General features: G+C 46.0%; 21 protein-coding genes. 18 read left to right on the forward strand and 3 right to left on the reverse strand.

Going from position 1 to position 25,575, the window contains the following annotated elements; all coding sequences use genetic code 11:
• The first annotated feature begins 113 nt into the window (after positions 1 to 113).
• The 3 genes from G469_RS0105250 (at position 114) to G469_RS0105260 (ending at position 5,127) form a co-directional block, all read left to right on the forward strand.
• On the forward strand, positions 114 to 791 hold the full coding sequence (locus G469_RS0105250) for an HAD family hydrolase (protein WP_028264152.1): 678 nt from the start codon (positions 114 to 116) through the stop codon (positions 789 to 791).
• 74 nt (positions 792 to 865) lie between these two features.
• A complete protein-coding gene (locus G469_RS08925) occupies positions 866 to 1,540 on the forward strand; it encodes a thiamine diphosphokinase (RefSeq protein ID WP_051353785.1) in 675 nt (224 codons plus the stop codon).
• Positions 1,541 to 1,653: 113 nt separating this feature from the next.
• Positions 1,654 to 5,127 (forward strand): InlB B-repeat-containing protein, encoded by a 3,474-nt coding sequence (locus G469_RS0105260; RefSeq protein WP_028264153.1) that lies wholly within the window; start codon positions 1,654 to 1,656, stop codon positions 5,125 to 5,127.
• Positions 5,128 to 5,284: 157 nt separating this feature from the next.
• On the opposite strand, the gene rpmB is transcribed toward G469_RS0105260, so the two are convergent.
• Positions 5,285 to 5,473, reverse strand: coding sequence for a 50S ribosomal protein L28 (gene rpmB / locus G469_RS0105265; protein WP_002563530.1), 189 nt, complete (start codon positions 5,471 to 5,473; stop codon positions 5,285 to 5,287).
• 259 nt (positions 5,474 to 5,732) lie between these two features.
• On the opposite strand from rpmB, the gene G469_RS0105270 reads away from it, so the two are divergent.
• From G469_RS0105270 to ffh, 14 genes are all read left to right on the forward strand, one after another.
• Positions 5,733 to 6,077: an Asp23/Gls24 family envelope stress response protein gene (locus G469_RS0105270; protein WP_028264154.1), complete on the forward strand. Its 345-nt coding sequence runs from the start codon at positions 5,733 to 5,735 to the stop codon at positions 6,075 to 6,077.
• A gap of 45 nt (positions 6,078 to 6,122) precedes the next feature.
• Positions 6,123 to 7,802 (forward strand): DAK2 domain-containing protein, encoded by a 1,680-nt coding sequence (locus G469_RS0105275; protein ID WP_028264155.1) that lies wholly within the window; start codon positions 6,123 to 6,125, stop codon positions 7,800 to 7,802.
• A 90-nt stretch (positions 7,803 to 7,892) separates the two neighbouring features.
• Positions 7,893 to 10,010 carry an ATP-dependent DNA helicase RecG gene (recG, locus tag G469_RS0105280; protein ID WP_051353841.1) on the forward strand — a complete coding sequence of 706 codons (2,118 nt, stop codon included), beginning with the start codon at positions 7,893 to 7,895 and terminating at the stop codon, positions 10,008 to 10,010.
• Entirely contained in the window at positions 10,007 to 10,591 is a 585-nt protein-coding gene (gene rsmD, locus G469_RS0105285) for a 16S rRNA (guanine(966)-N(2))-methyltransferase RsmD (protein ID WP_028264157.1), read from the forward strand. Before recG ends, rsmD begins: the two co-directional genes overlap by 4 nt.
• Complete coding sequence (gene coaD, locus G469_RS0105290; protein ID WP_051353786.1) at positions 10,584 to 11,123, forward strand: pantetheine-phosphate adenylyltransferase; 540 nt, start codon at positions 10,584 to 10,586, stop codon at positions 11,121 to 11,123. The genes rsmD and coaD overlap by 8 nt, the downstream gene beginning before the upstream one ends.
• Before the next feature lie 160 nt (positions 11,124 to 11,283).
• A complete protein-coding gene (locus G469_RS0105295; protein ID WP_028264159.1) occupies positions 11,284 to 11,781 on the forward strand; it encodes an ATP synthase subunit B family protein in 498 nt (165 codons plus the stop codon).
• Between the two features lie 5 nt (positions 11,782 to 11,786).
• Positions 11,787 to 12,353, forward strand: coding sequence for a YceD family protein (locus tag G469_RS0105300; RefSeq protein WP_028264160.1), 567 nt, complete (start codon positions 11,787 to 11,789; stop codon positions 12,351 to 12,353).
• A gap of 132 nt (positions 12,354 to 12,485) precedes the next feature.
• A complete protein-coding gene (gene rpmF / locus G469_RS0105305; RefSeq protein ID WP_002563538.1) occupies positions 12,486 to 12,665 on the forward strand; it encodes a 50S ribosomal protein L32 in 180 nt (59 codons plus the stop codon).
• 77 nt (positions 12,666 to 12,742) lie between these two features.
• The gene (gene plsX / locus G469_RS0105310) at positions 12,743 to 13,738 is read left to right on the forward strand and encodes a phosphate acyltransferase PlsX (RefSeq protein WP_028264161.1); all 996 of its coding nucleotides are present in this window, start codon (positions 12,743 to 12,745) and stop codon (positions 13,736 to 13,738) included.
• A gap of 189 nt (positions 13,739 to 13,927) precedes the next feature.
• Complete coding sequence (locus G469_RS0105315) at positions 13,928 to 14,164, forward strand: acyl carrier protein (protein ID WP_028264162.1); 237 nt, start codon at positions 13,928 to 13,930, stop codon at positions 14,162 to 14,164.
• A gap of 2 nt (positions 14,165 to 14,166) precedes the next feature.
• Complete coding sequence (gene rnc / locus G469_RS0105320; protein ID WP_028264163.1) at positions 14,167 to 14,880, forward strand: ribonuclease III; 714 nt, start codon at positions 14,167 to 14,169, stop codon at positions 14,878 to 14,880.
• Between the two features lie 29 nt (positions 14,881 to 14,909).
• Positions 14,910 to 18,485, forward strand: a complete 3,576-nt coding sequence (smc, locus tag G469_RS0105325; protein ID WP_028264164.1) for a chromosome segregation protein SMC — start codon at positions 14,910 to 14,912, stop codon at positions 18,483 to 18,485.
• Entirely contained in the window at positions 18,486 to 19,391 is a 906-nt protein-coding gene (gene ftsY / locus G469_RS0105330) for a signal recognition particle-docking protein FtsY (protein WP_028264165.1), read from the forward strand.
• A gap of 3 nt (positions 19,392 to 19,394) precedes the next feature.
• Positions 19,395 to 20,786: a signal recognition particle protein gene (gene ffh, locus G469_RS0105335; protein ID WP_028264166.1), complete on the forward strand. Its 1,392-nt coding sequence runs from the start codon at positions 19,395 to 19,397 to the stop codon at positions 20,784 to 20,786.
• A 129-nt stretch (positions 20,787 to 20,915) separates the two neighbouring features.
• On the opposite strand, the gene G469_RS08500 is transcribed toward ffh, so the two are convergent.
• Positions 20,916 to 22,529, reverse strand: a complete 1,614-nt coding sequence (locus G469_RS08500; protein ID WP_051353787.1) for a L,D-transpeptidase family protein — start codon at positions 22,527 to 22,529, stop codon at positions 20,916 to 20,918.
• Between the two features lie 116 nt (positions 22,530 to 22,645).
• Here G469_RS08500 and G469_RS0105345 point away from each other — a divergent pair, with 116 nt between their 5' ends.
• On the forward strand, positions 22,646 to 23,458 hold the full coding sequence (locus G469_RS0105345; RefSeq protein WP_028264167.1) for a TrmH family RNA methyltransferase: 813 nt from the start codon (positions 22,646 to 22,648) through the stop codon (positions 23,456 to 23,458).
• Between the two features lie 122 nt (positions 23,459 to 23,580).
• On the opposite strand, the gene ftsH is transcribed toward G469_RS0105345, so the two are convergent.
• Entirely contained in the window at positions 23,581 to 25,488 is a 1,908-nt protein-coding gene (gene ftsH, locus G469_RS0105350) for an ATP-dependent zinc metalloprotease FtsH (RefSeq protein WP_028264168.1), read from the reverse strand.
• Positions 25,489 to 25,575 lie beyond the last annotated feature (87 nt).

Below are 25,575 nucleotides of genomic sequence, written 5' to 3' on the forward strand. Positions count from 1 at the left end.
CAATACTGCGTTGCTTACTTTACCCAAAGTGAGTGCCAAAACATCTCGACATTGTACTCAAAAAGGCTTTACCATGAACCCTGCACGCATTTTTATTCGATAGAGGAGCATGTATGGCAATAAGCGGTGCAATTTTTGACTGTGACGGTACCTTGGTGGACTCTATGCCCATGTGGTGGAATGCATTTCCCCGTCTGCTTGCTAAGCATGGTTTTGCCATGTCTCCTCAGATAGAGAAAATCTTGGAGGAATGCGAAGCTGTGAGTGTGGATGAAGAAATCCAAACCTTGCGTAATGCCCTCGCCATTCCTGCCACGGTAGATGTGTTAGCTCGTGATTTGTCCAAAATCATTAGTGATGCTTACGCGTCAGAGATTAAGGCTTGGCCTTATGCCCAAGCCTTTCTTAATCAATTGCGCGATGCTGGCATTCCTATGATTATTTGCACTTCTACCGGCGCTAAAGAAGTTGCACTGTGTTTGGACCATTTGGGTTTGCGTGACTACTTTATAGATATTGTGAGTGCAGAAGAAAAGAATTTTACCAAGACTGAGCCTGATATTTATTACTATGCCTTAGAAAAGCTTGGTACTACTAAAGAGACCACTTGGGTATTTGAGGACGCTCCTTTTGGCTTGACCACCTCCGAGCGCGCGGGCTTTCCCAATGTATGTGTCTTTAATAATCATGACCTGCGTGATGAAGCCTTCCTACGTGCCCATGCAACCAAGTTTACCTACATCTACGAGGATTTATCCCTTATGGATTTGCAATCGTACCCAACTCAATAGCTCAAAGTAGCTTGATTTGGATAAGTGGGAAATTCAAGTAAGAAGTTCTGGCGAGAAGATTGAGCGAGAAGTCCATGACACAACAGCCTATACATACAGTTTTATTAGTAGCTGGCTCTCCAGAATCCAGCTCTGTGGACCTAGTGCGAGAGCTTGCTAACAATGCTCACTATGTTATTGCTGTTGATCGTGGTGCCAACGTGCTAAAACGTGCTCATGTGCTACCCAACCTGTTTGTTGGTGATGGAGATACTGTTTCGTTTGAGGCTCGTACTTGGATAGAAGATAACCAGGTACCTACACGTATTTTCTCGCCAGAAAAAGACTATACAGATCTTGACCTTGCGTGTAAGTCTGCTGCTGCATACGGACAAGACAATAAGGTACAAATTGAGCTTATGCTGTGTTGTGCTACGGGAGGCAAGCCTGATCATGCATTGTGTGTGTACGGCGTTATGGCACATTATGCACAGCTGCGCCCCACTCTGGTAGAAGATGGTTTTACCTGCAAGGTTTTATCGCCAGAAGGTCAGTCTTCGTGGACGTTGCATGATGCGCAAGGACAGAGTTTCTCGGCAGTGGCCATAGCGCCGCATACCATGATTTCCGAGAAGGGATTTTTGTGGGAGGTGGAGTGCTTGGAGCTTCCGGTATTACTTGACAGAGGAGTGTCTAATTGTGTGAAAACTCCCGAGGCAAGCATTGTGTGCACAAGCGGTGTTGTGGCTGCTTTTTTGCATGCCGTATAAGAGATATACATATGTGATGTTATTACATAAAAAGTATGAATGTACAGGTGTATGGGTAAAATTTCTCCTAACGTTTAAAAATATTTTTAAAAGTTTGGGAGAGAATGTAAATAATGTCTCATACACCATCTGTATTACGTCCATCACGTTTGAGCGTATTTGCTCGCGTGTCTCTGAGTTTTCTTTTAGCAAGTTCTTTGGTAGTACCACATGTTTCTACAGCGTATGCAGCTCAGCAGGCGCAGGAAGACTACCAAGATGTTGTACAAGAACAAACACAAGAACAGGCGCAAGTCGTCCAAGAGCAAACCTTGGATACTGCATCCACTCAGCAAGGGCAGCCATCTTCAACCGCTAGCGATTTGATAGATCCTCCTACAGAGCCAGATACTGCAAAAGCTACCGAGAAGCCCGAGCAAACTGCTATAAGTACAGAATCCAAGCCTGTCCAGACGCAGAAGTCTGATGCAAGCTCATTGTTGGCTTATCAGACAAAAACAATCGTCGTTGCAGATAGTACTATTACCTTGACTGGATATTTGCCTCAGGATGTCCGCGTGGTTGCAAAGCGTGTACACCCCTCTATTCCAGGGCAAACAGTTTTGTATGCGTATGATATTACTATTTATGATATGAATGGCTCAGTATTTGAGCCACAAGATTCAAGTATTGCGGTACGCATTACTAATCAAGCTCTTGCCAAAAGTTCTTCTACGCGCGTCTATCATCAAAACAGCTTAACTGATCCTGCCCAGCAGGTAAGTTCTTCTCAAAACGATGCTACGGTGTCGTTTGAAGCAAATCACTTTTCTATTTATACGGTAACTACTTCAGAAGCACACTTTACGCAAACATACGTCTTTCATTATCTCAATGAAGAGGGGAAAGATGTAATTGTTTCCACCCAAAAGCTTTCTGATGGAGAAAAAGTTACCGAACCTACTATCCATGGCGTAAATCCACAATATATTGCGGGTTGGTATACCAAGCCAACTGATGGAGAGAAGCTCGATATTTTTGGGAAAACCATTCAAGAAATTAACGGGGCAGCTCTTACCAAAGATGTAACAGTGCAGGTATATGCCCGTCTTACACATGACCATAGCGTTTACTACATGAGCGATTCTTCCAATGATGCTAAGGTTCTTTTTACACAACTGTATAAAGATGGGGATGCAATTAACGCTCAAGGTTTAGATTCTATTGCTAAGCCTAAACAAGCAGAGCAATCGTTTTTAGGTTGGTCGCGTAACCTGGATGCAGCTACTCCTGATGCAGATCTTGGTATTGTGGAACATGCAGATGTTGTCCTCTATCCTGTATTTGCTACAGGAAACTGGCTTTCTTTTGATTCCAACGGCGGAAGTCCGGTAGATGCTCAATTTATTGCACAGGGGCAAAAGACTCAACAACCTGCACAGCAGCCTTCCAAGGTTGGATATGATTTTGTAGGTTGGTTTGACAAAGACGGCAATGCCTTTGTATTTAACACAGCCATCTCTGCTCCTACTACGGTATTTGCACAGTGGAAACCAAGTGCCAATACGTCATATCGCGTACGGTATTGGATTCAAAATACGAGCGATTCACTTACTGCTACGGATGAACAAAAAACATATAGCTTGATTGCTACTGAGCTACAAACAGGAGAGACAGGACGTGAGGTTACTGCTGAGCAATTTAAAAACTACAGCACTCGTTATGGTAAGTATGCGATTTTTAATCCAACAAACTCTTCAAAAACTATAACAATTGCTGCTGATGGCTCTAGTGTTGTAGATGTTCGCTTTGATGTTCGTATACTCACTGTTAAGTACTACAAAGATAAAAGCGATGTGGATAATGACATTGTTTTAGAGCAAGATGGTAAGAAGCTGCAGTTTAACGGCTATGCGCTTACTCGCTATACGCAATATGGTTATACCGTTCCTAACCCTGCTCTTGCTGGTGAAGGAAATACGGTTTGGGGATATACCAACGCTGGTGGTGGTGTCTCGGTTCTTAATGGAGCTTCATTTAGTACGGTCACACACGGTGATAATGAGCTGCGTGTGTACGCTCTTAAACGAGGTGTCAGCTTTACTGGGCTTCAAATTAACGAGGGTATACATACTAAGATTGATTCTGTTTCTGTAACTAAGGCGAGTAGCTCTGCAACTGGAACCTTAACAATAAGTCCTTCGGAAGGCTATACCCTTGTGTTAGCTGCCTATAGTGACTCTGTGTATGAGACTCAGGAAGATATTGCGGCGCATTGGGACGAATTGCAATGGTTTGGTCGTGGCTATACCGAGGGCGGCGTTGAGCTGTGGCAAACACAAAAAGTTGATGGCATTAAAGATAAGTTCCGCTTACGTGGAAAGAAGGCTGTCTATTTGTATCGCAAGCTTAATGAATATGATTTGCAGTTGGTGCATGCAAAGGTAGAACGTAGTCATATTGATGCGTCGGGTACCACTTCTAAGTCTTTGCTTTCCCAGGCGGCTCCTGTTAAACCTGCCGAGAAGGTTAAATATACTGCACCTATTGATTCATACCTTGTTATAGATATGAATCAATATCGTCCAGCAAACCTGCCTTCGTATTATGTGTTTGCGGGCTGGTATCTTGATGAAGATTTAGCCACGCCACTAGAGGATGCCTCAAATCTCACGATGCCTGCCAAGCAATTAGATCTCTATGCTAAGTGGGAAGCACCCAAGATTGATGTCACCTTTATCTATGACAATGGAGATGCAGATAAAAAGCTGACGATAGATGCAGGTTCTACAATTCAAGTTCCTGCAAAACCTGAGCGTACAGGTTATGTATTTGCTGGTTGGGTAGATCAAAACGGACGTCCAGTACACTTTGGTGATGAGGTTACTCAGTCAGTTGTTTACAGGGCTTCGTGGGTAAAACTTACTAACTATTACAACGTTAGTTACAACCTTAATGGTGGTGTGGGTTCAGTTGTTGATGCTAATGAGTATGTGAATGGCATTACGGTACTGGTAAAGTCACCTACTGGTGTTGTTGCTCCAAAACCACATGAACAGTTTAGTCATTGGACTGATGACAAAGGCACCATTTATTATCCTAATGACAACTTTATTATGCCTGAACATGATGTGGTGCTTACTGCTCACTATGCACCGGTTGCCAATCCTGACAGTCGTCCAACGTCACTTGTATATGCACAAAATGATGGTAGTAATACTATTTTGGCAACCGTTCAAATTGAGCAAGCGAATGCTGCATATGTCATTGCACAGCAAGATCCTGTACGAGATGGATATACGTTCTTAGGTTGGAACACCGCTGCCGATGGTACGGGTGTTACGCTGCAATACGGTGAAACTATTTATGTAGACACCATTAATGATCACGAGAATGTGTTGTACGCACAGTGGAAGAAAAATCCTCAGCTAGCTAACCAGCCCACTAAGAAACCTGTTAAGAAGTCCAAGATTCAGCCACACACTATATCGGTACTACCTAAAACATGGGATGACTTTAATGGTTCTGCCGTGGCCCTTTTGGCTGGAATAGCAGGTGTGATTTGTGTTGTAGCCTTAGTTATTAAAATAAGGAACAGCAAGCGCTAGGGCATAAGTTTGTAAAGCTTTTAGCTATTTGTATGCTCAAAGATTAAGAGATGGTTTGAATATATTCAAACCATCTCTTTTTGTTCTATAAGCGCTTTGTGCTGACATAATAAAAAAGCCGCCTCAAGGACGGCTTGCAAATACCTGTTAGTTAGAGTTATGAACGAGCAACCTTGCCAGACTTAAGGCAGGTAGTGCAAACGTTCATCTTTTGGCGATGACCATCAACAACAACGTTAACAGACTGAATGTTTGGCTTAAACTTACGATTGACAGTGCGGTGGGAGTGGCTAATAGAGCGACCAGCAACGGCGTGCTTACCGCAAACTTCACATACCTTCGACATGGTTAATACCTCCGTTGGAGTGCACGCGCAGGTGCACGCAATGACACAAAGCTGAATTATATTAGCACACAGACGGTATTTTGCAAAAAGAAAAACCCTGATGATGTGTTGGTTTCGTAGTGGCATCCGCAAAATATTGGTAACGGCGTGATGAGTCGTTGTCATTTGATACCAAAAACCCTCGGTGGTCTATACTTTACTATGGTAAAGCGAGAAAATATTTCAACGCATTTGGCGTTTTTTATCGAGAGGAGAGGGCATGGCAAATTCCGTACCCGGTACCTTGAGGGTTTCTAATGATTGCATCGCTGACCTTGCGGGATATGCGGCACTTGAAGCATACGGCATCGTGGGTATGGCTTTTATTGATGCAAATGAAGGTGTAGCGCGCTTGCTCCCCAATAGCCGTTTGCGTAAGGGTATTGATGTAGATCAGAAGGATGGCCAACTCACTATTGATATGCACGTTATCGTAGAAGAAGGCGTCAATATGTCTGCTGTGTCTGCCAATCTTAAAGATAATGTGGCGTTTCTCATTAAGAAAATCGCTGAGATAGATAACGTACTTGTCACTGTTCACATCGAGGGTATGCGTACTCACTAGTACAGCTCCAGCGTAAGACCGTTTATAGAACCGAGGATCTAACACATGATTTCTTCCGTCGTTAGGAAATGCTTTCCTGTTGCTGCACAAGTAGTTGCTACCAAGGCCGAGGACATTAATAAGCTCAATGTTTTCCCTGTGCCTGATGGTGATACTGGAACTAATATGTCTCTTACATTGGGGACTGTAGTAGGCGAGCTTAATGCGCTTCCCGCAGATTCTGATATGGCTGCTATTGCAAAGGCCATCACGCATGGCTCTTTGATGGGTGCTCGTGGTAATTCCGGTGTTATTACATCTCAGATTTTGCGCGGCGTTGCCGAGGGTTTGGTAGAAGCTGACGAGAATAACCTCAGCTCTGCTGATATTGCTCGTGCATTTCAGCGTGGCCAAAAGGTTGCTTTCCAGGCAGTCCGTAAGCCGGTAGAGGGTACCATCCTTACCGTTTTGCGTGATGTAACCACCAAGGCATCAGAGTGTGCTGCCACCAAGATGTCCGTAGAAAATACCCTCACCGCACTGGTGGTAGAAGCCTATGAATCCGTAGCACGCACACCAGATTTACTCCCTGTTCTTAAAGAGAATGGTGTTGTGGACTCTGGTGCTTTTGGTTTTGCTACATTTATGGAAGCTTTTGTTAACTGTGCTTTGGACAACGATACAACACTGGATTTCTCACCAACTATTGTTTCGGATGATGAAGCTAAGGCTCACGTAAGTGCTAAGGTAGCCATTGAGCTTAATGATGACTGGGAGGGCTCGGAGTTTCGTTACTGTAACGAGTTCTTATTCCAGGCAAATGATGATTCTTTTGATGAAGATGCAGCCCTTAAGTTTTTGTCTACCATGGGTGACTGTGAGCTTTTGGTGGGTGATAACCCTACCTATAAGGTACATGTTCATTCCAATAATCCAGACCAAGTGCTAAAGTACATGCTTCAATATGGTCAGGTATTTAATGTGTTTATTCACAACATGGACCTTGAGGCTCAGGAGCGCACCGAAAAGATTGCATCCGACCAACAATCGGTCCAAGAAGAAGAGACAGCACTTCCTCACAAAGAGCTTGGTTTTGTAGCAGTAGCCGCTGGTGATGGCGAGGCAGATATTCTTAAATCCCTTGGCGTAGATGTCGTTGTTTCTGGTGGTCAGACAATGAATCCCAGTACCGCAGATATTATTACTGCAATAAACAAGGTCAATGCCGATAAGGTTATTGTTCTTCCCAATAACTCCAACATCCGCATGACTGCAGAAGCCGCATCTGGTTCCTTTGATGAGGGAACCGTTGGTGTTGTTCCTACCAAAACAGTTCCTCAGGCTTTTGCTGCTATGTTTTCTGTGGATCCTGATGCCTCACTGACGGACAACGTGGAAGCTATGACTGAGGCTATTGCTGCTGTTCGCGATGGTGAAGTTACCACTGCCGTTCGTGATTCTGCAGCAGCAGATGGCACTCCTATCCATAACGGTGATGTACTGGGTATTGTCCAGGGTGTTATTGAGGCTGTAGGCAACAATGTAGCCGAGGTTACATTGGATATTATCAACCGCATGCAAGAAAAACAGGAGGGTGATACCCTTACTATTCTTGCTGGCAGTGACATGTCTGATGAGGACTTTGAAGCTTTGTGTGCCGCCATTGAGCAGGCTCAGCCTGATCTAGAGATTGATTCCCAGCGTGGAGGCCAGCCTTTGTATCCCGTTATTTTCTCGATTGAATAGTCGAGAAAATCAGAGTAGTTTGAACGTTTCTTGTCTTCGCTTGATATTTCACACAAGGGTGTACCTGCGGTTGCTGATGTATCCGACCGCATGGGGTGCACCCTTGCATTATCTGATGCGGTATCACGTTTGCGCTATGTGTCTGAGGCCCGCGCAGAAGTTCTGACACGCCTTGGTATTACACGCGTGCGTGATCTCTTGCTTGCTGCACCTCATCGCTATGTAGACTTTTCCAATAAAGTTGCTATTGCTCATGCAGATGTAGGCACCACTGCTACGGTGGTTGGCGTGGTTGATAAGATTGTATCCAAGCGTCCTCGTCCACGTATGAGCGTGGTAGAGCTGTCTGTTATGGATGATACAGGCGTTATTATAGCCACGTTTTTTAAGCAACCTTGGGTGGCTGAACAGGTGCATGAAGGTGACGTTCTTGCTCTTTCTGGCAAAATTACCTTTGCTTATGGATTTAAGCAAATTAAGGCTCCTTTTTATGAAGTGCTTGCCTCGGCGGGTGAGCAAAGTGACTACTCACGTATCTTACCCGTGCATCATGTAAGCGAAGGCCTTAGTGTTGCTTGGATGCGCCGTATTATATCCGCAGCTTTGGCAGATCGTGGTAATGTGTATGACTATCTTCCTGCAAGGTTTGTGGCCTCGCGGGGTTTGATGAGCTTTGCTCGCGCACTGCGTGAAATTCATTTTCCGTCCAATCTGTCGAGCGCGGCTGCAGCGCGTATACGATTTGCATATGATGAGCTGTTTTGCTTGCAACTCGCGCTCCAAACACGTAAACGCTTAACATTGCGAGATATTGCTCCATGCACACATGTGGTTACTGGTATGCATGTACGTGCGCTTCAAGCCGCTCTGCCTTTCTCGCTTACTCACGAGCAGCAGATGGCTGTAGAAGAAATCTTTGCTGATATGGCAGCTCCTCAGGTCATGAATCGCTTGCTGTTGGGCGATGTTGGCACAGGTAAAACGGCTGTAGCTGCTATGGCTCTTGCAGCAGTGGCAGATTCTGGTACTCAAGCTGCTATGATGGCACCCACTTCTGTATTGGCTCGCCAGTATGCCGATAAACTCGGTCCACTTCTAGATGCTGCACATATTGGGTGGACGCTCATTGTGGGCTCCACACCTGCTATTCAACGCGAGCAAGCCACTCATGCACTTGCAGCGGGGGACATTTCTGTGGTGTTTGGTACCACAGCGCTCTTATCTCAAGACGTAGTATTTAACAAGCTCTCTTTGGTTATTATTGATGAGCAGCATCGTTTTGGTGTAGAGCAGCGTAGTGCCTTGCGCAAAAAGGGGATTGGTGCAGACTTGTTGTCCATGACAGCAACACCCATTCCTCGTACCTTGGCACTTTCTGTATATGGAGATATGGAACTTAGTCGTATTGCTCATCGTCCTGTACAAGGTGCTGGGGTGCAAACACAGGTACTTGCTTACCAGAATTTGGATCTTGCATATGGAGCTATCCGAGAAGCTCATGAGGCTGGCCATCAGGCTTACGTGGTCTGTCCACTTATAGACGAGACGGATGATGGTGCAGATATGGCAGATGATACTCCGCAAGCAGATTCAGCAGTGCCACGTTTACATTCTGCTCAAGCGGTATACGAGGAATTATCTTGTTCTATATTGCACAATATGCGTATAGCCTTGCTTACAGGTCGTATGTCGGCTCAGGAAAAAGATCAGGTTATGAGTGATTTTCGTGCGGGTGCTATTGATGTACTGGTAAGTACTACCGTCATTGAAGTTGGTGTGGATGTACCTAACGCAACAGTGTTATTGGTGCATGATTCCGAGCGTTTTGGTTTGGCAACGTTGCATCAGTTGCGTGGACGTGTAGGCCGAGGCAAGTATTCGGGCTCAGTGTTTTTCTCGACACATGCAAAAAAAGGTACGGTGGCTCGTAGGCGCTTATCGGCATTAGAGGCTACGACCGATGGCTATGAGCTTTCCCAGATGGATTTGCGCTTACGTCACGAGGGAGAAGTACTGGGTTTTAGGCAAAGTGGTGGCGTGACCCTGCGATATGTAGACTTAGCACAGGATGAAGAGCTGGCTGCACATGCACAGCAAGATGCGCGCGACATACTTGCAACGGATAGTGATTTAACAGCTCATCCAACCCTAGCACTTGAAGTGCGCGATAGGTTTGGAGCTTATTTTGAGGAGGTAGAAGGCTCGTGAGGGTAGTTGGAGGAATGTGGCGTGGTAAGTCTCTTGAGGCACCCGATGCGCGCAATGTAACGCGTCCAACCACAGATCGTGTACGTGAGTCTATTGCATCTATGGTGCTTTCTGCCTTCGATTTGGATATGAGCGGTGTTCGGGTATTGGATGCATTTGCTGGCTGTGGTGCACTTGGCATAGAGATGCTTTCTCGTGGAGCTTCTCACGTGACTTTTGTGGATGTAGATCGCAAAACGGTGCAGCTTATTAAGAGGAATTTGGCGCACGTACAAGCTGGCTCTACGAGCTTTACTGTGCTTGGGTCAGATAGCTTTAAGCTTGCCGAGAACCCCGTGTTTGGTACAAATCCATTTGATTTGGTGATATTGGATCCGCCCTATGCAATTACGAGTGAGCACGTGGCACACATGCTGGCTGCGCTGCACGTCCACGGTGCCCTGACACCCAAAGCATTACTCTTGTATGAGCGTTCATCTAAGATGCCAGAGCTTTCATTAGATTTTGCCAGCATTATTAAGCAGAAACGTTATGGCACTACCTGTGTTGATTTGCTACGAGTGGAGTGCTTGTATGAATAATACTCAGACTAATTCTCAAACAGAGAATGACTTTATTGCTCATATTGTTGTGCCTGGTACGTTTGACCCTGTAACGTACGGACATCTTGACGTTATTAGGCGTGCCCGTAGGTTCTGTGCACGTGTAACCGTTGCGGTTGCAGCATCCGTAGGCAAAAATGGCACAGGTCCGGTCTTTACCATGCAGGAGCGTGTCCAAATGGTACGTGATGCTTTGCAAGAAGCCTGGATTGAAGATGGGGTAGATGTGGCACCTCTTACGGGGCTTCTTGTTGATTTTTGTCACGAGGTGGGTGCTGGTGGTGTGGTAAAAGGCCTTCGTGCAACTACGGATTTTGAGTACGAACTGCAGCAAGCAGACTTAAATGCACGCCTTGCACCAGATATCGAGAGCATCTTTGTTATGTCCAGTCCCGAGCTGGGTTGTATCTCGTCTTCGGTAGTACGAGAGCTGGCTGCTTTTGGTTCGGACGTACATTTATTGGTTCCACCAAGTGTCGAGCAAAAATTACACGAGCGCTTTAATAAATAGTTTTGTTAAATAATGTACCGTTAAGCATGTGTATAGCACGTGGTAGTTGGCGCGTACTTGCAAAAACCTGTATACTTTGCTCATTTAGAATGCAAGTTTATGGCCTGGGCGCCTCTTTGGGGTACCAGAACAGCATATCCTCACGAAAGGAGACCCTTATATGCAGCCAGGTGAGGAAATCGAGAGCTTGGTAGACGAGCTTGAAGGAATTGTTGCAGACGCACGTGTACCCTTTGCTGGTGGCGGCCAGAAAAAAATCATTGATTCTGGTGACGTGTTTGAGATTCTGGACGAGATTCGTGCTCGTTTCCCAGAAGAATTCCAAAATGCTCGTCGTATCCTTAAAGAAGAGGATGAGATTTTGTCTCGTGCTCAGCAGCAGGCTGATTCCATCATCGCAGATGCTCAGCAGCAGGCAATGATTCTTGCCGGTGATCAAGAGATTGTACGTCTCGCTCAACAGCAAGCAGATGACATTCGTGATCAGGCTCAGCAATATGAGCGAGATACTCGTTACAACGCAGAAGAGTATGCAGAGTCTGTACTTGCTCACTTGGAAGAGAATCTCAAGTCTCTTACGAGCACAGTTTCACGCGTACGTCAGACATTGGATGAGAATTCTGGTGCACGCAATACTTCCAACAATGTACCTTGGTAGTCAACGTGAGTCAGTTAGATGCACTTATTGTTAAGGTAGATGATCGCCTGGCTAACCCGGGCGACATGCTTTCCTTAAATGGTCATATAGATCAAAAGAGTTTCTCGCTTGGAGATCACGACTTTACGCTGCCTAAAGGCATTGATTACGACTTGGTTCTTACCAATGCGGGTGAAGGAATTTTAGTCACCGGCATTGTTAAAGCCCAGGCAGATGGTGTATGCGATAGATGTTTAGATCCTGCGCATCTTGATCTTTCTGGTGAAGTAGATGAATACTTCTTGTTTGAAGAACCCCAAAAAGTTTATGAGGATGAAGCGGATGAAGAAGAAGGCGTGGATTTCTCTTTGGTTTCGGATGACGAGACAATCGATGTAGCTGATGCTGTTTTAGCGGCTCTTTTGATGGAAACTCCCTATATTGTGTTGTGTCGCGAGGACTGTAAGGGTCTTTGTCCTACCTGCGGCACTAATCTCAACGAAGAGGATTGTGGCTGTGCAGCTACAAGAGAAGAGCAACAAATACTTGAAGGTCCCTTTGCTGCTCTTGGCACACTCGACCTTAATGATTAAAGTCGTTAAAATGTGATAAAACGACATAGACCTTACAAAACGCTCGTTTTGTGGCTATGATGTGGTACTATCTGCATTTGTGATTTGATACGGGCGTTGGCTCGATATCGTAAGGACGTAAGAGAGGCAACCATGGCAGTACCTAAACAGAAAAAGGGCCGCGGCGCTACGCACACTCGCCGTTCCGCCAACAGCAAGCTCGCCGCACCAGCACGTTCTGTGTGCCCACAGTGCGGTGCCGTTAAGCTTCCGCACCACGTGTGCCCCAATTGTGGCTACTACAAGGATCGCGAAGTTATCGTAACCGAGTAGCTCTTGCTATGTGAACGGCCTGGGAGGCTGGCTCTTTGAGGGGCCGGCCTCCTTTTCATATCTAGGGATGGACAAGCATGATTACAGTTTGCGTAGATGCAATGGGTGGGGACGAGAAACCCGAGATAGTATTGGAAGGTATTGCTGCTGCACTTAAGCGTGATCAAGACCTTACTGTACTGGTAGCTGGTAGCAAAGAGTATGTTGTTCCCTTTTGTGAGACTCATGAGCGTGCACGTGCGCTGATTACTACGCAGGAAATTGGTATGGACGAACATCCTGCAGAGGCTGTGCGCGCTAAGAAAGACTCCAGTATTGTTCGTGGCTGCGCAGCAGTAAAATCGGGTGACGCAGATGGATTTTTCTCCGCTGGTTCTACGGGCGCTATTCTTACTGCTGCTACGCTCGGTATTGGACGCATTCGTGGTATTAAACGTCCTGCGGTTGGCGCTATTCTTCCTGGTAAAGATGGCCATCAAACCGTGCTTTTGGACATGGGTGCCAACGCAGATATTCGACCAGAGATGATTGTGCAATTTGCTCGTATGGGCGCAGCCTATGCACATATAACCTTGGGAACCACTAACGCTTGTGTTGGTCTTTTGTCTAACGGCGAGGAGGATACTAAGGGCTCTGAGCTCGTCTTGGCATACCATGCAGCATTGCGTGAAGGCCTTGCACAGGATAACTCATGTAGTTTTGTAGGTAATTGTGAAGGCACCGATATTCTTAATGGCAGCTTAGACGTTATTGTGTGCGATGGCTTTACGGGTAATGTAGCACTTAAGTCTTTGGAAGGTACCGCTAAGTACCTTATGCATGCCATTAAACAGGCAACCAAACAGTCATTTATGGCTAAGTTGGGTGCCTTACTCCTTGTTTCTGCTTTGCGTCGTGTAGCAGGTACACTTTCTGGTGACGAGAATGGCGGTGCGATTTTATTGGGCCTTAAGGCTCCTGTTCTTATTGGCCATGGTGCCACCAGCTCAGAAGCAGTTATGAATGGTACGCTTGCTACAGCTCGTTGCATTCGTGCAGATTTGTGCAACAAAATTGCTGAGGATGTTGCCTAAGCTTTTATGCATGTACTGATTGTTTGAGACCCTATGCAAACGGGGGTCAAACAGCGCACAAAACATTGAATACGGTTACAATTTAAAGCGTTGTAAAACGCTCATGTTTTTGTGAGCATTGCAAGTTCATTCATTGGGTAATACCAGTTATCTTGCGTGTTACTCATGCAATTATGAGGGAGGACTTTCATGGATCGCGCAGCTATTCTTGAGAAAGTTATTGCACTTGTGTGTGAAACACTGGAAGCAGATGAGGATAGTGTGGATGAGGATACCACCTTTGATGACCTCAACGCAGATTCTTTTGATAAGCTTGAGTTGGTAACAGCCTTTGAGGATGAGTTTGACCTAGCCCTTGAAGATGAGGTTTTGGTTAGCATCAATAGCGTTGGTGATGCGGTTAATGCTATCGAGAATGCACAGTAGTTGTGGCTGGAGCAACTAAGCAACAAATCGAAGCTGCAGAGAAGATTGTTGGGCATGTATTTACCAACAAAATGTTGGTACGTAGTGCTTTGACACATCCTTCTGCAACGGAAAACAAGCCTATTTCTGATAGCTATGAGCGCCTCGAGTTTTTGGGTGACTCAATTTTAGGTGGAATGGTTGCAGCAGATTTGTTTTCTCGATTCCCGGATATAGATGAAGGCGGTCTTTCCCAGATGAAAATCGCCCTTGTTTCTGGAGTTACCCTTTCCCGTGTTGCAGATGAACTTGGGCTTTCTGATTGCATTTTTTTTGGTGAGTCAGAGCGTGGTACAGGTGCACGTGGCATGCATTCTGCGCTGGAAAACGTGTATGAGGCACTGGTTGGTGCCCTGTATTTGGATGCTGGTTTTGATGCTGCTCACAGCTTTGTTGAGCGTACCTTATCTCCGCATATATCGCGCGATTTGTCGGTAGTGCCCGTGAGTTCAAAATCACGCCTACAGGCTGTTATCCAAAGTGATAAACATGTTCAGCCAGAATACAGGATTGTTTCGCAAGAGGGGCCTGCTCATGAGCCCACTTTTGTGGCAGTTGTTATGGTTGATGGCAACCGTATTGGTCGTGGTTCGGGCTCGTCTAAAAAATCTGCAGAGACCGCCGCAGCTCATGATGCATTAGAACGCATGGGCATAACCGATACAGATAATTCGTAATAGCTTAGCCTTAAGAAAGGTAGCGCGAGGTGTATTTAAAGTCGCTCACGCTTAAGGGCTTCAAGTCCTTTGCCGATAAAACGCATATGGTATATGACCCCGGTCTAACTGTTGTTGTTGGGCCTAATGGCTCTGGAAAGTCTAATGTTTCTGATGCTATTTTGTGGGTACTAGGCGAGCAAAGCGCTCGTATGCTGCGTGGTCAGGCAATGGAAGATGTTATCTTTAGTGGCTCCAGTGCGCGCCAGCCCGTTGGAGTTGCTGAGGTTACGTTGGTATTAGACAACTCCGATCACATCATTCCTGTGGACTTTAATGAGGTGGGTATTACTCGCCGTATGTATCGTTCTGGTGAGTCTGAGTATCTTATTAATGGCGCGCCTGCACGCCTCATGGATATTCAGGATGTACTCCATGACTCAGGTTTGGGTAAGGATACCCACTCCATTATTTCTCAGGGCAAACTTGATGCTATTTTACAAAGTCGTCCTGAAGAGCGTCGTGAACTTATTGAAGAAGCGGCTGGTATTTCCAAGCACCGCCGCCGTAAGGAACGCTCACAACGTAAGCTTAAAAGCATGGACGAAAATCTTCATCGTGCCAAGGATATTGCACGAGAGATTAATCGGCAATTACGCCCTCTTGAGCGTCAGGTAGATAAGGCAAAACGTGCCAATGACTTGCAGGGACGTTTATCCGAGCTATCTTGTATTTTGGCTGTAGATGATTTGCGTGCATTACAGCGTGAGTGGACAAGTCTTAGCTCTAAGAGCAAAGAGTCTGATGCAGAGTTAGAACTTGCACGTTATCGTTTGGATGAGAAGCAAGCAGAGCTCGAAAAATTACAATCTATGCTTGAGCAAAAAGGCTTGTTTGTGGGTGACTTGGGAGATCAGCGTCGCCGTATGCAAGATGCGCTGGGTCGTCTTAATTCTGACATGCGCTTGTTGGAAGAGAAGGGCAAGAACATGGTTGCCAAGCTCTCTGATATGCGTATGAATCTGTCTTCCTTAGAAAAACAAAAGGCAGACCGGACGCGTGATTTAGACCGTAATCGTGATGAACTTGCCCAGCTTACAGCTCGTTTTAATCAACTTGATCAAGAGGTAAGTGAGCTTGGTCCTAAAGCTATGTCTGCTCGAGAAGAGCTACGTGAGGTTGATGGCAAAATTGCTCAACTTACCGCAGAGCAACGCGCTGCCCAGCGTATAAGTGACCAGGAAACCTTGTCTTATGCACGTCTAAAAGAACAGGTTTCTAATGCTGAGCTTGAGGACTCTATGTTTGTGAGTCGTCTTTCTCAGCTTGATGAGACCATTGCAATTTGCAATGAGGCTCTTGGAGAGCGTACAGCGAAGAAGCAAGAACTCACAGATTCTATTGCTCAGCTAGAAGAGGGCATACGTAAGGCCACTTCTAGTATTGAAACAAAAAAGCAGCAACTCATTGAGGCTACCGCTGCAGAAGAAACTGCCCGCCAAGCTCTTGGTGAGGCTAAGGCATCTCTTAATGCTCTGGACGCTGTGGAACGAGCCAGTACTCATGCAAATCCCCTAGTAGCACGCTTGCTCAAAAATGAGCAGACTGCATCTTTAATTAACGGTCGTCTTAGTGATTACATCGAAGCACCTCAAGAGCTTGAGCCTTTGGTGGAGCGCCTGCTTTGTGATGATATTTCCGCTTTGGTTACCTCTGCCGAAAAAGATTTGAACACACTACTTACTCAAGCACTTCAAGATGCTTCTCATGATGGCCATGCAACTCTTGTAAGTACGGATTTTACAGAGGCATGTGCTGTTGCTCAGCAGCAAACAAAGTCTCTGTCTGCACGTGCAGTAGATGGAACAATGCTGTTGGACCAACTAACCATTGCGCCGGGTGCTCAGGCTTTAGTAGCTGCTCTTTTAGGTAATGTATGCGTTTGCCCTAATGCAGCTCAAGCATTACGGGCTCATAAGCACAATCCGCAACTGGTATATGCCACATTGGAAGGTACATGCGTGTTTACGGATGGCCGTGTGTTGGTAGGCACAACCGCTTCGAGTGAGACTGGTTCACTGGAGCGCAAGCGTTCTATGCGTAAGCTACGGGCTGGTATGGAAGGCTTACAAGCGGCTCTTACCCAGGCTCATGGTGCAGTAGAACAGGCACAAGCATCTTTGAGTTCTTCAAGGGAAGAACTGGATAGTTCTAAGAGCAATTTGGCATTACTTAAAGGTGAGCTCTCCAGTGTGTCTTCTGAATTGGGTCGCCTTCAGGGTCAGCGTGACCAAACACAAAACGAATATGTGCAGGTTTCTAAGCGTCGTGAGGAAGTAGGAGAGCGCGCTCGTGAGGCTCAACCTCAGTTGGATGAACATAAGTCCAAGGCTCAGCAGGCTGCACAAGAGGCAGATTCCATTGCGCAGAAACTACAAGAAGTTGTTGAGTCTCGTGAGGAACTTTCCACACATGAGGCTCAGTTGGCAGCCCAATTATCTGACGCACGCTTGCAGCTGGCTACGGTGCGTGAGCGCAAACGTCATTTAGAAAACAGCGTAACAGAGCTTGAGCGTCGTTTGCATGGTTTGGAAAGTCGTCATAGCTCACTGGAATATAGCGCGCGTTCTCTTGAGGTACTGCGTCTGCGCGTACAACCATTGCATGAGCGTTATTCTGCTATTCATGAAGTTGCTATGACCTGGGCTTCTAGGCTTCAAGATCGTGCGAGTTTGGCAGAGGCGGACTCAGAGTCTCTTAAGAAAACCATTAACGATGCTCGTGCTCAGGTTGCAGAAGCCCAAAAAGCTTACGAGAACATCCAGGTAAATACTGGTGATCTTAAGGTGAGTATGGGTAAGCTTGAGGTGCAGGTGCAACAGGCAATCCAGGCTATCGTAGCGGATGGAGCACATTCGTTAGAAGAGGCCTTGGAGCTTCCCGAGCCTGAGGATCGTGAAGCGGACGAGCGCGAGCTTGCATCTCTTAAGCGTCAGTTGGCAGATATTGGTCCTGTTAACCAAGTTGCTATGGATGAGTACACCAAGCTCAAGACGCGTTCGGACTATATTGGTGCTCAGGTAGAGGATTTGGAAGCTGCTCGTACTTCGCTTGTAAAGATTACAGCTGCTATTGAGCGTAAAATGCGTAAACAGTTCTTGGTTACTTTTGATACGGTTAATAAGAACTTCCAACAAATATTTTCAATGCTTTTCCCGGGGGGTAAAGCTCACCTAGAAATGACCGATCCCGATCATTTATCCGAGACAGGCATAGAAATTGTTGCTCAACCTCGTGGTAAGCGTATTACCAAGATGATGCTTATGAGCGGTGGCGAAAAGTCACTTACGGCACTTGCATTGCTGTTTGCAGTCTATCGTACACGTACCGTTCCTTTTTATGTATTTGATGAGGTAGAGGCTGCCTTAGACGATTCAAACCTCGATAAACTGTTAGGTGCTATTGAGCAGCTTAAAGAGTCTACTCAGCTTATTGTAATTTCTCACCAGCGCCGTACCATGGAGCAGGCCGATGTACTGTATGGTGTATCCATGCAAGCAGACGGTGTAAGTCATGTTGTATCGCAGCGCTTAGATCATGCAACTGGAAAGGTGGTTGACGCCTAAATGGGCATTGCAGACCGTTTACGAGAAGGTCTTTCTCGTTCGCGAGAGGCTTTAAGCGAACTCTTTTATTTGGGTGGCGAAGTTGACGAGACCTTTTGGGAGGACCTAGAAGATACGCTTGTTATGGGTGATATTGGTGCAGAGGTTGCTCTACGTGTAACCGATGATCTACGTGAACAGGCCGCTAAGGAAAACTTACGTACCGCTTCTTCACTTCGTCGTGCTCTAGCTGCCAAGCTTGCAGCAACTTTTCCAAAAGTTCAGCATGATCCTTTTACCAGCCTACCAAGCTGCGTGCTATTTGTAGGTATTAATGGTGCCGGCAAGACCACTACGGTAGGTAAGCTGGCTGGTAAGGCAAAGTCTGACGGTGTGCAGGTACTTATCGGTGGCGCAGATACTTTTCGCGCTGCTGCAATCGAGCAGCTTGAGGTATGGGGCAAACGCGCAGATGTACCGGTAATTACTCGTGAGCGCGGTGCAGATCCTGCAAGTGTATGCTATGACGTTTTGGAACAGGTCGAGAAAACCAATGCTTCACTCGTGCTTATCGATACAGCAGGCCGCCTGCACACCTCTTCTGATCTCATGCGCGAGTTGGCTAAGGTAGTTAACGTGACGCGCAAGCGTGCAAATATGCCTGTGACGGTTGTGTTAGTAATTGATTCCACAACGGGTCAGAATGGTCTGTCTCAGGCTAAAGAGTTTAATGAGGCCTTGGACATTGACGGTCTTATTGTCACTAAGCTGGATGGTACTGCAAAAGGTGGTATTGCGGTTGCTATTTCTAATCAGCTTAAGCTGCCTATTTATCGCATTGGTGTGGGCGAGGGCATTGAAGATTTGCAAGTATTTGATCCTCAGCAGTTCTGCGAGGCACTTGTGGGTTCTACTGAAGGGATTTAATTCATGTTTAACAACCTGTCTGACAGGCTCCAAGATACATTTGACAAGCTACGCGGTAAAGGTCGTTTGACCGAGGAAGACATTACCCTGGCAATGCGCGAGATTCGTATGGCATTGTTGGAGGCAGACGTTAATTATCGTGTTGTTAAGGATTTTGTTGCTTCGTGTAAAGAGAAGTGCCTGACAGCAGATATTTTGAGTTCACTCAATCCCACACAAAATGTTGTTGCGATTGTGTTGGATGAGCTTACGGGCCTTCTGGGCGAGACCGAGTCCAAGCTGGTACTTGCACAAAACCGTACACCTAATGTGATTATGCTGGTTGGTTTGCAGGGCTCTGGTAAGACTACGGCTGCGGTAAAGTTGGCATATTTGCTTAAGAAGCAGGGTCATTCGCCTTTACTTGCTGCGTGTGATACCTACCGTCCTGCGGCAGCAGATCAGTTGGCAACACTTGGCGGGGAGATTGGTGTAGCCGTATATCGTGGTGATGGTGCACATCCGGTAGCTATTGCAACCGAGGCTATTAGCGACGCAGTAGATCGTTTGTGTGACGTTGTAATTGTGGATACCGCTGGTCGTCTACAAATTGATGAAGCCATGATGCAAGAGGCTGTTGATATCAAAAACGCCGTTCGTCCCGATCAGGTTTTGATGGTTGTAGACGCCATGACTGGTCAGGACATCGTAAACGTGGTTTCCGAGTTCTCTGAGCGCACGGATTTTGATGGCGTTATCATGTCCAAACTCGACGGTGACGCTCGTGGTGGTGGTGCTTTATCCGTTCGTGCTGTTACTGGCAAGCCTATCAAGTTTGTTTCTCTTGGCGAGAAACCCGACTCTCTTGAGGTATTTCATCCTGATCGCATGGCCAAGCGTATTTTGGGCATGGGTGATATGTACGGCATCATTGAGCAGGCTCAACAGCTTGCTAATGAAGAATCCATGGCTGCTGCACAGCGTATGATGCTCGATGGCTTTACCATGGACGATATGCTTTTGCAGATGCAGCAAATCCGCAAGATGGGTGGCCTCTCTAAGCTTGCAAGCATGATTCCCGGTGTTGAACGTGCCATTAATCAGGCCGGAGGCGCTGGCAATCTTAATGATGATGCCATTACTCGTATTGAGGCCATGATTCGCTCCATGACTGCGGAGGAACGTCGCCGTCCAAAAACAATTAACGGTCAGCGTCGTAAGCGCATTGCTGCTGGTTCTGGTCGCAGTGTGCAAGAGGTTAATGGTCTTTTGCGCCAGTGGGGCGAAATGAACAAGATGATGAGTAAGATGAAGACCATGACCAATAATGCTAAGTCTGGTAATAAAGGCAGTATGCGTCAGATGAAAAGCATGATGCAGCGTATGGGTATTGATCCGCGCAATATGAAGTTTTAATTTTGAAATCCTAGCGTTTGCTTTCTTGTGTTACGAGTTGGATTACACATAGATGGATAAAAAGAGGTCGAGAAAAACTCGACCTCTTTTTACGTTTATGAGCATTTGGATAATCAATATCCATTGGTATTATTCGTGAACAACAACAACGGTTCCCACGGGAACAAGATTGTACAGTTCAGCAGCTTTATCTGCAGGTAAGTTTACACAGCCATGACTGCCGTTGTATTGGTAAATAGTGCCGCCAAAGTTGCCACGCCAAGGAGCGTCATGGAAGGCAACTACATTGTCAATAAAAGGAATCCAATAGTTAACATGACTCTTGTAATCCGGTTTACCGTCATGGTCTTCATCGAAGCCAATAAGCATCTGGTCAGTTCCTTTGTAATTATTAACGGCGTATACACCAGTTGGGGTTCCATGGCGGTTTGAAGTTTTGCCACTTACTAGATAGCTTTCCCAGGTAAGAGTTCCATCCACGTAGTAGCGGGCATACTGCTCGCTAATGCTTACGTCGATGTAGCTATTGCTCCAATCTTGACCACCCGCTTCTGTCCAAGCTTGAGCGGTTTGCTTGGCAGGAATTTCAATGTCGTCGGTAGTCTTTGCTTCAATCTGCGCCACGATTTTATCGGCAAGTGCTGTGCCATCAATAATCCAGCCGTATGTGCCACCTGTGACAGAAAGTGCAGTGCCATCAGGACGAGTGTAATAGCGCGTGGTTCCTGCGGTATCAAGTTGCTTAGATAAATCACCTTTTGCCCAGGTATAAATTGCATTGGTATCAAGGCTTGCGTCAGTAGTTCCTGAGAAGAGCACCCATTGTGCAATATCCTCGTTGGAAAGTACGCGTGCTTCCGTACCATTAAACGTAAGCTTGGTGTTGCCAATCATAAAGCTATTTGCCTTGTCTACCTGCGCTTTAAGATCTGTATTATCGGAGGTGATGGCGGGTAGCATAAGGGACTCTTCACCGAGTTTTATGTTAGATTGCAATGCAACAATTTTGCTTCCTACAAAGGCGTTGAGAGCTTCTTCGTCAATAGCGGTGCCGTAGATTTCCTTAGCAGCAATAAACTTTTGTTGGTTTGCATCAAATTGAGCAGTTGCATTTTGTGGTTGAGTTGCATCCTTGTTTATGACGGCAATGTCTTCAGTTAAGGCAGCATGTAGTTTATCTTTGTTATAGCTTGCCTTGTATTGTGCTTGCAGGTGGTGGCTCTTAAAAATCTCAACAGGCCATGCCCAGATGTTTTGCTCGCTCAGAGCTTCTGTGACAAATGCATTGGTATCAAGCTTGATGTCTAAATCGTCGGCAAAGAGCGTCTTGGAAATACCATCGCCACTAATAGTGATTTTAAATGTATCTAAGTTTGAGTTAATGCGGCCAGAAACGTCACGAGCAGCTTTGAGCGAGACATCTTGCGCTTGTAGGGTGGTTTTAGGATAAAATCTTCCGGAGAATACCAGTGCACCTGCGCAATAAATACCAGCTAAGACAGCTATTGTAATGCCACCAATACGTGCAGCACGCTTCTTGTTAAACGGGTGCTTCTCCTGCTTAAGCTCAGTTGAGTCAGATAGGTCTGTGATAGTAAATGATGTGGTATCAGAGGCAAGATCTTCGGATGAGATGACATCAGCCAAAGACGTTGCCTCAGAAAGAACTGTTGCATCTAAGTCCTCTGACGAAATATCCGACGAATCGTCAGAGGATGCAGAGAAATGCTTTGGATTAGACATACAATTAAACCACTCTCTAAAAGCTGCACATGCAGCAAAAAGTACACAGTGTTTCTTATGATACCTTGTTATGAACAAATAAAGTGCGGTATTACCATTTGCAAAGAAAGTTTACTATGTCAATTATACGAGTTCAAAATTTAGATGATCCGCGTCTTGAGGTATACACCAAGCTTACGCAGCATCAATTAAGAAATGTAATTGATCCTGAGCGAGGTATCATGATTGTTGAGTCAGAAATTGCAATTCGAGTTGCTTTGGCTCACGGCTTAGAACCTTTATCTCTTTTGCTGGATGAGAAAAAACTATCAGCTATGGATGATGTGATATCGTGGCTGGACTCTGAAGTACCGGTGTTTGTTATGGCTCATGCGCTTGCAAGTGAACTTGTAGGCTACAAGGTTACACGTGGTACGTTTGCGGCTATGAAAAGACCAACTACTGTAGATATGGCAACACTTTTAGAAAAAGCAAAACGGGTGGCTGTGCTTGAAGCTGTGGTAGATACTACTAATGTGGGAGCTATTTTTAGATCTGCAGCAGCGCTTAATGTAGATGCAGTTTTGTTATCTCCTGATTGTGCCGATCCATTTTCGAGGCGCTCTATTCGTGTGTCTATGGGTAATGTTTTTCTAATTCCGCATGCGCGTTTTAAGGGTAGTTGGCCTGCAGATGTCATGGCGCAATTGCATGAAGCAGGTTTTACCTGCGCAGCTTTGGCATTAACTGATGATTCCGTAAGCCTCGACAATCCACAGCTTAAAGCATATGACCGTCTTGCTTTATTTTTTGGTACCGAAGGTGATGGTCTTACGTCTCAGGTCATTGATGGCTGTGATGTGGTTGTACGTATTCCCATGGCGCACGGCGTAGATTCCCTTAATGTTGCAGCTGCATCTGCTGTAACGTTTTGGGAGCTTTGCCGCTAGATTGCCATTAGAGCAAAAAATGTAAAAGGGGAGAGAAGAACAATTAGGGTAAAAATACAAACAGCGCAGCTGGAAATACCAACTGCGCTGTTTTTGTCATACAGTATGTAGGTATAAGAAGCTTACTGCTCGTAGGCAGATCCTATAGGAGCAAAACCATCTTGGCGCTCAAAGATGCGCATAAACTCTTCTCCTGTAATGGTTTCCTTTTTTTGAAGGTAGCGCGCAAGTTCATGAAGTTTAAAGCGATTAGCGGTAAGGGCATCCTTAGCGGCCTGATGGCCCTTCTCGACAAGACGAATAACTTCTTCATCAATTTGCTGGGCAGTTCCTTCAGAGCAGTTAAGCTCGGCGCCACCACCAAGATAGCGGTTGCGTACCTGACCTAAGGCAACCATACCAAATTTATCAGACATGCCGTATTGTGTAATCATGTTGCGAGCAATTTGAGTGGCCTTTTCGATGTCATTGGAAGCACCTGTAGTAATTTCGTTAAAGATAAGCTCTTCTGCAGCACGTCCACCGCATAAAACGGCAATCTTGTTCTCTGCTTCCTCACGCGTGGTAAGGAATTTCTCATCCTCTTCTACCTGCATGGTGTAACCAAGCGCACCTGAAGTGCGAGGAACAATCGTAATTTTTTGGACAGGTGCAGTTCCCTTTTGAGATGCAGCTACAATTGCATGACCAATCTCATGGTAGGCAACAACCTGCTTTTCATGCTCAGAAAGTACGGTAGACTTGCGCTTTTCGCCAGCGATAACTACCTCTACAGATTCCTGAACATCTTCCTGCGTTACACGAGCGCGACCCATGCGTACTGCACGTAAAGCTGCTTCATTGATGATGTTTGCCAAATCTGCGCCAGAAGCACCAGGGGTGGAGCGTGCAATAACGTCTAGGTCAATGCCCGGCTCCATTTTTACATCATGGGAATGCAGGGTAAGAATGGAAGTTCGGCCTGCAAGATCGGGGAGTTCTACGGGGATACGACGGTCAAAACGACCAGGACGCAGCAAAGCAGGATCCAAAGAATCTGGGCGATTGGTTGCTGCAAGCACTACGATACCCTTGTGGTTATCAAAACCATCCATTTCGGTTAGAAGCTGGTTGAGGGTTTGCTCGCGCTCATCATTGGTCGAAAGGCCAGTATCACGGCGCTTGCCAATGGTATCTATCTCATCAATAAAAACAATGCAGGGGGCCTTCTCGTTAGCTTGTTTAAACAAGTCACGAACTTTAGCAGCGCCACGCCCAACAAACATCTCTACAAATTCAGAGCCAGAGATAGAGAAAAATGGAACATTTGCTTCGCCAGCAACTGCTTTAGCAAGCAATGTTTTACCTGTTCCCGGAGGGCCTACCAGCAAAGCACCATGGGGCAGTTTTGCGCCAATAGCAGAATACTTTCCTGGGTTTTCCAAAAAGCTTACGATTTCTGCAAGGGATTCCTTGGCCTCATCTTGACCAGCAACATCTTTAAACGTTACACCGGTTTCCTCGCCACTTACTACTTTTGCGCCAGATTTACCCAAACCACCACCAAAGGGACTTCCACCAAAGGGATTGCCACCAAAAGTCATAGAGTTGTCATCACCCATGGCTTTTTTAAGCCTACGATTAAGCCAAACACCTGCGGCAATCATAAGGATTAAAGGCAAAATAGTGGTTATTAGGTAGTAAATAATAAGCGTATTAGAGTCGCTATTTTGTGTGGTTGCAGAATATTTAACACCCTTCTGGTTGAGGGTTTCTACCAGTGATGTGTCTCCGGGGAATTGCGTTGTTACAAAATCCTGAACTTTATTGTCTTTGGAAGCAGTGTAAAACAGCTCACCAGAATTGGTGTTAAGCTTTACAGAAGTCACACTTCCCTTATTGAGCATGGTAGAAAACTCGCTGTAACTTGTCTGGATAGCGTTGCCCGAGCGCAGGCTGGAAAACGCAGAGTTAAGAGCAAAAATTACAGCTGCTGCCAGAAGCGCATATAAAAACATCGATTGATGCTTTTTGCGCTTATCCATTTCCATCAGGTACTTCCTCTCTTAGTGCATTAGTGGCAACAATGATAGGAAAATACCCCTTGGAGTTAGGATTCATACGCATATATCTATCGA

The sequence above is a fragment of the Atopobium fossor DSM 15642 genome (genome assembly GCF_000483125.1).
Taxonomy (GTDB): Bacteria; Actinomycetota; Coriobacteriia; order Coriobacteriales; family Atopobiaceae; genus Atopobium; species Atopobium fossor.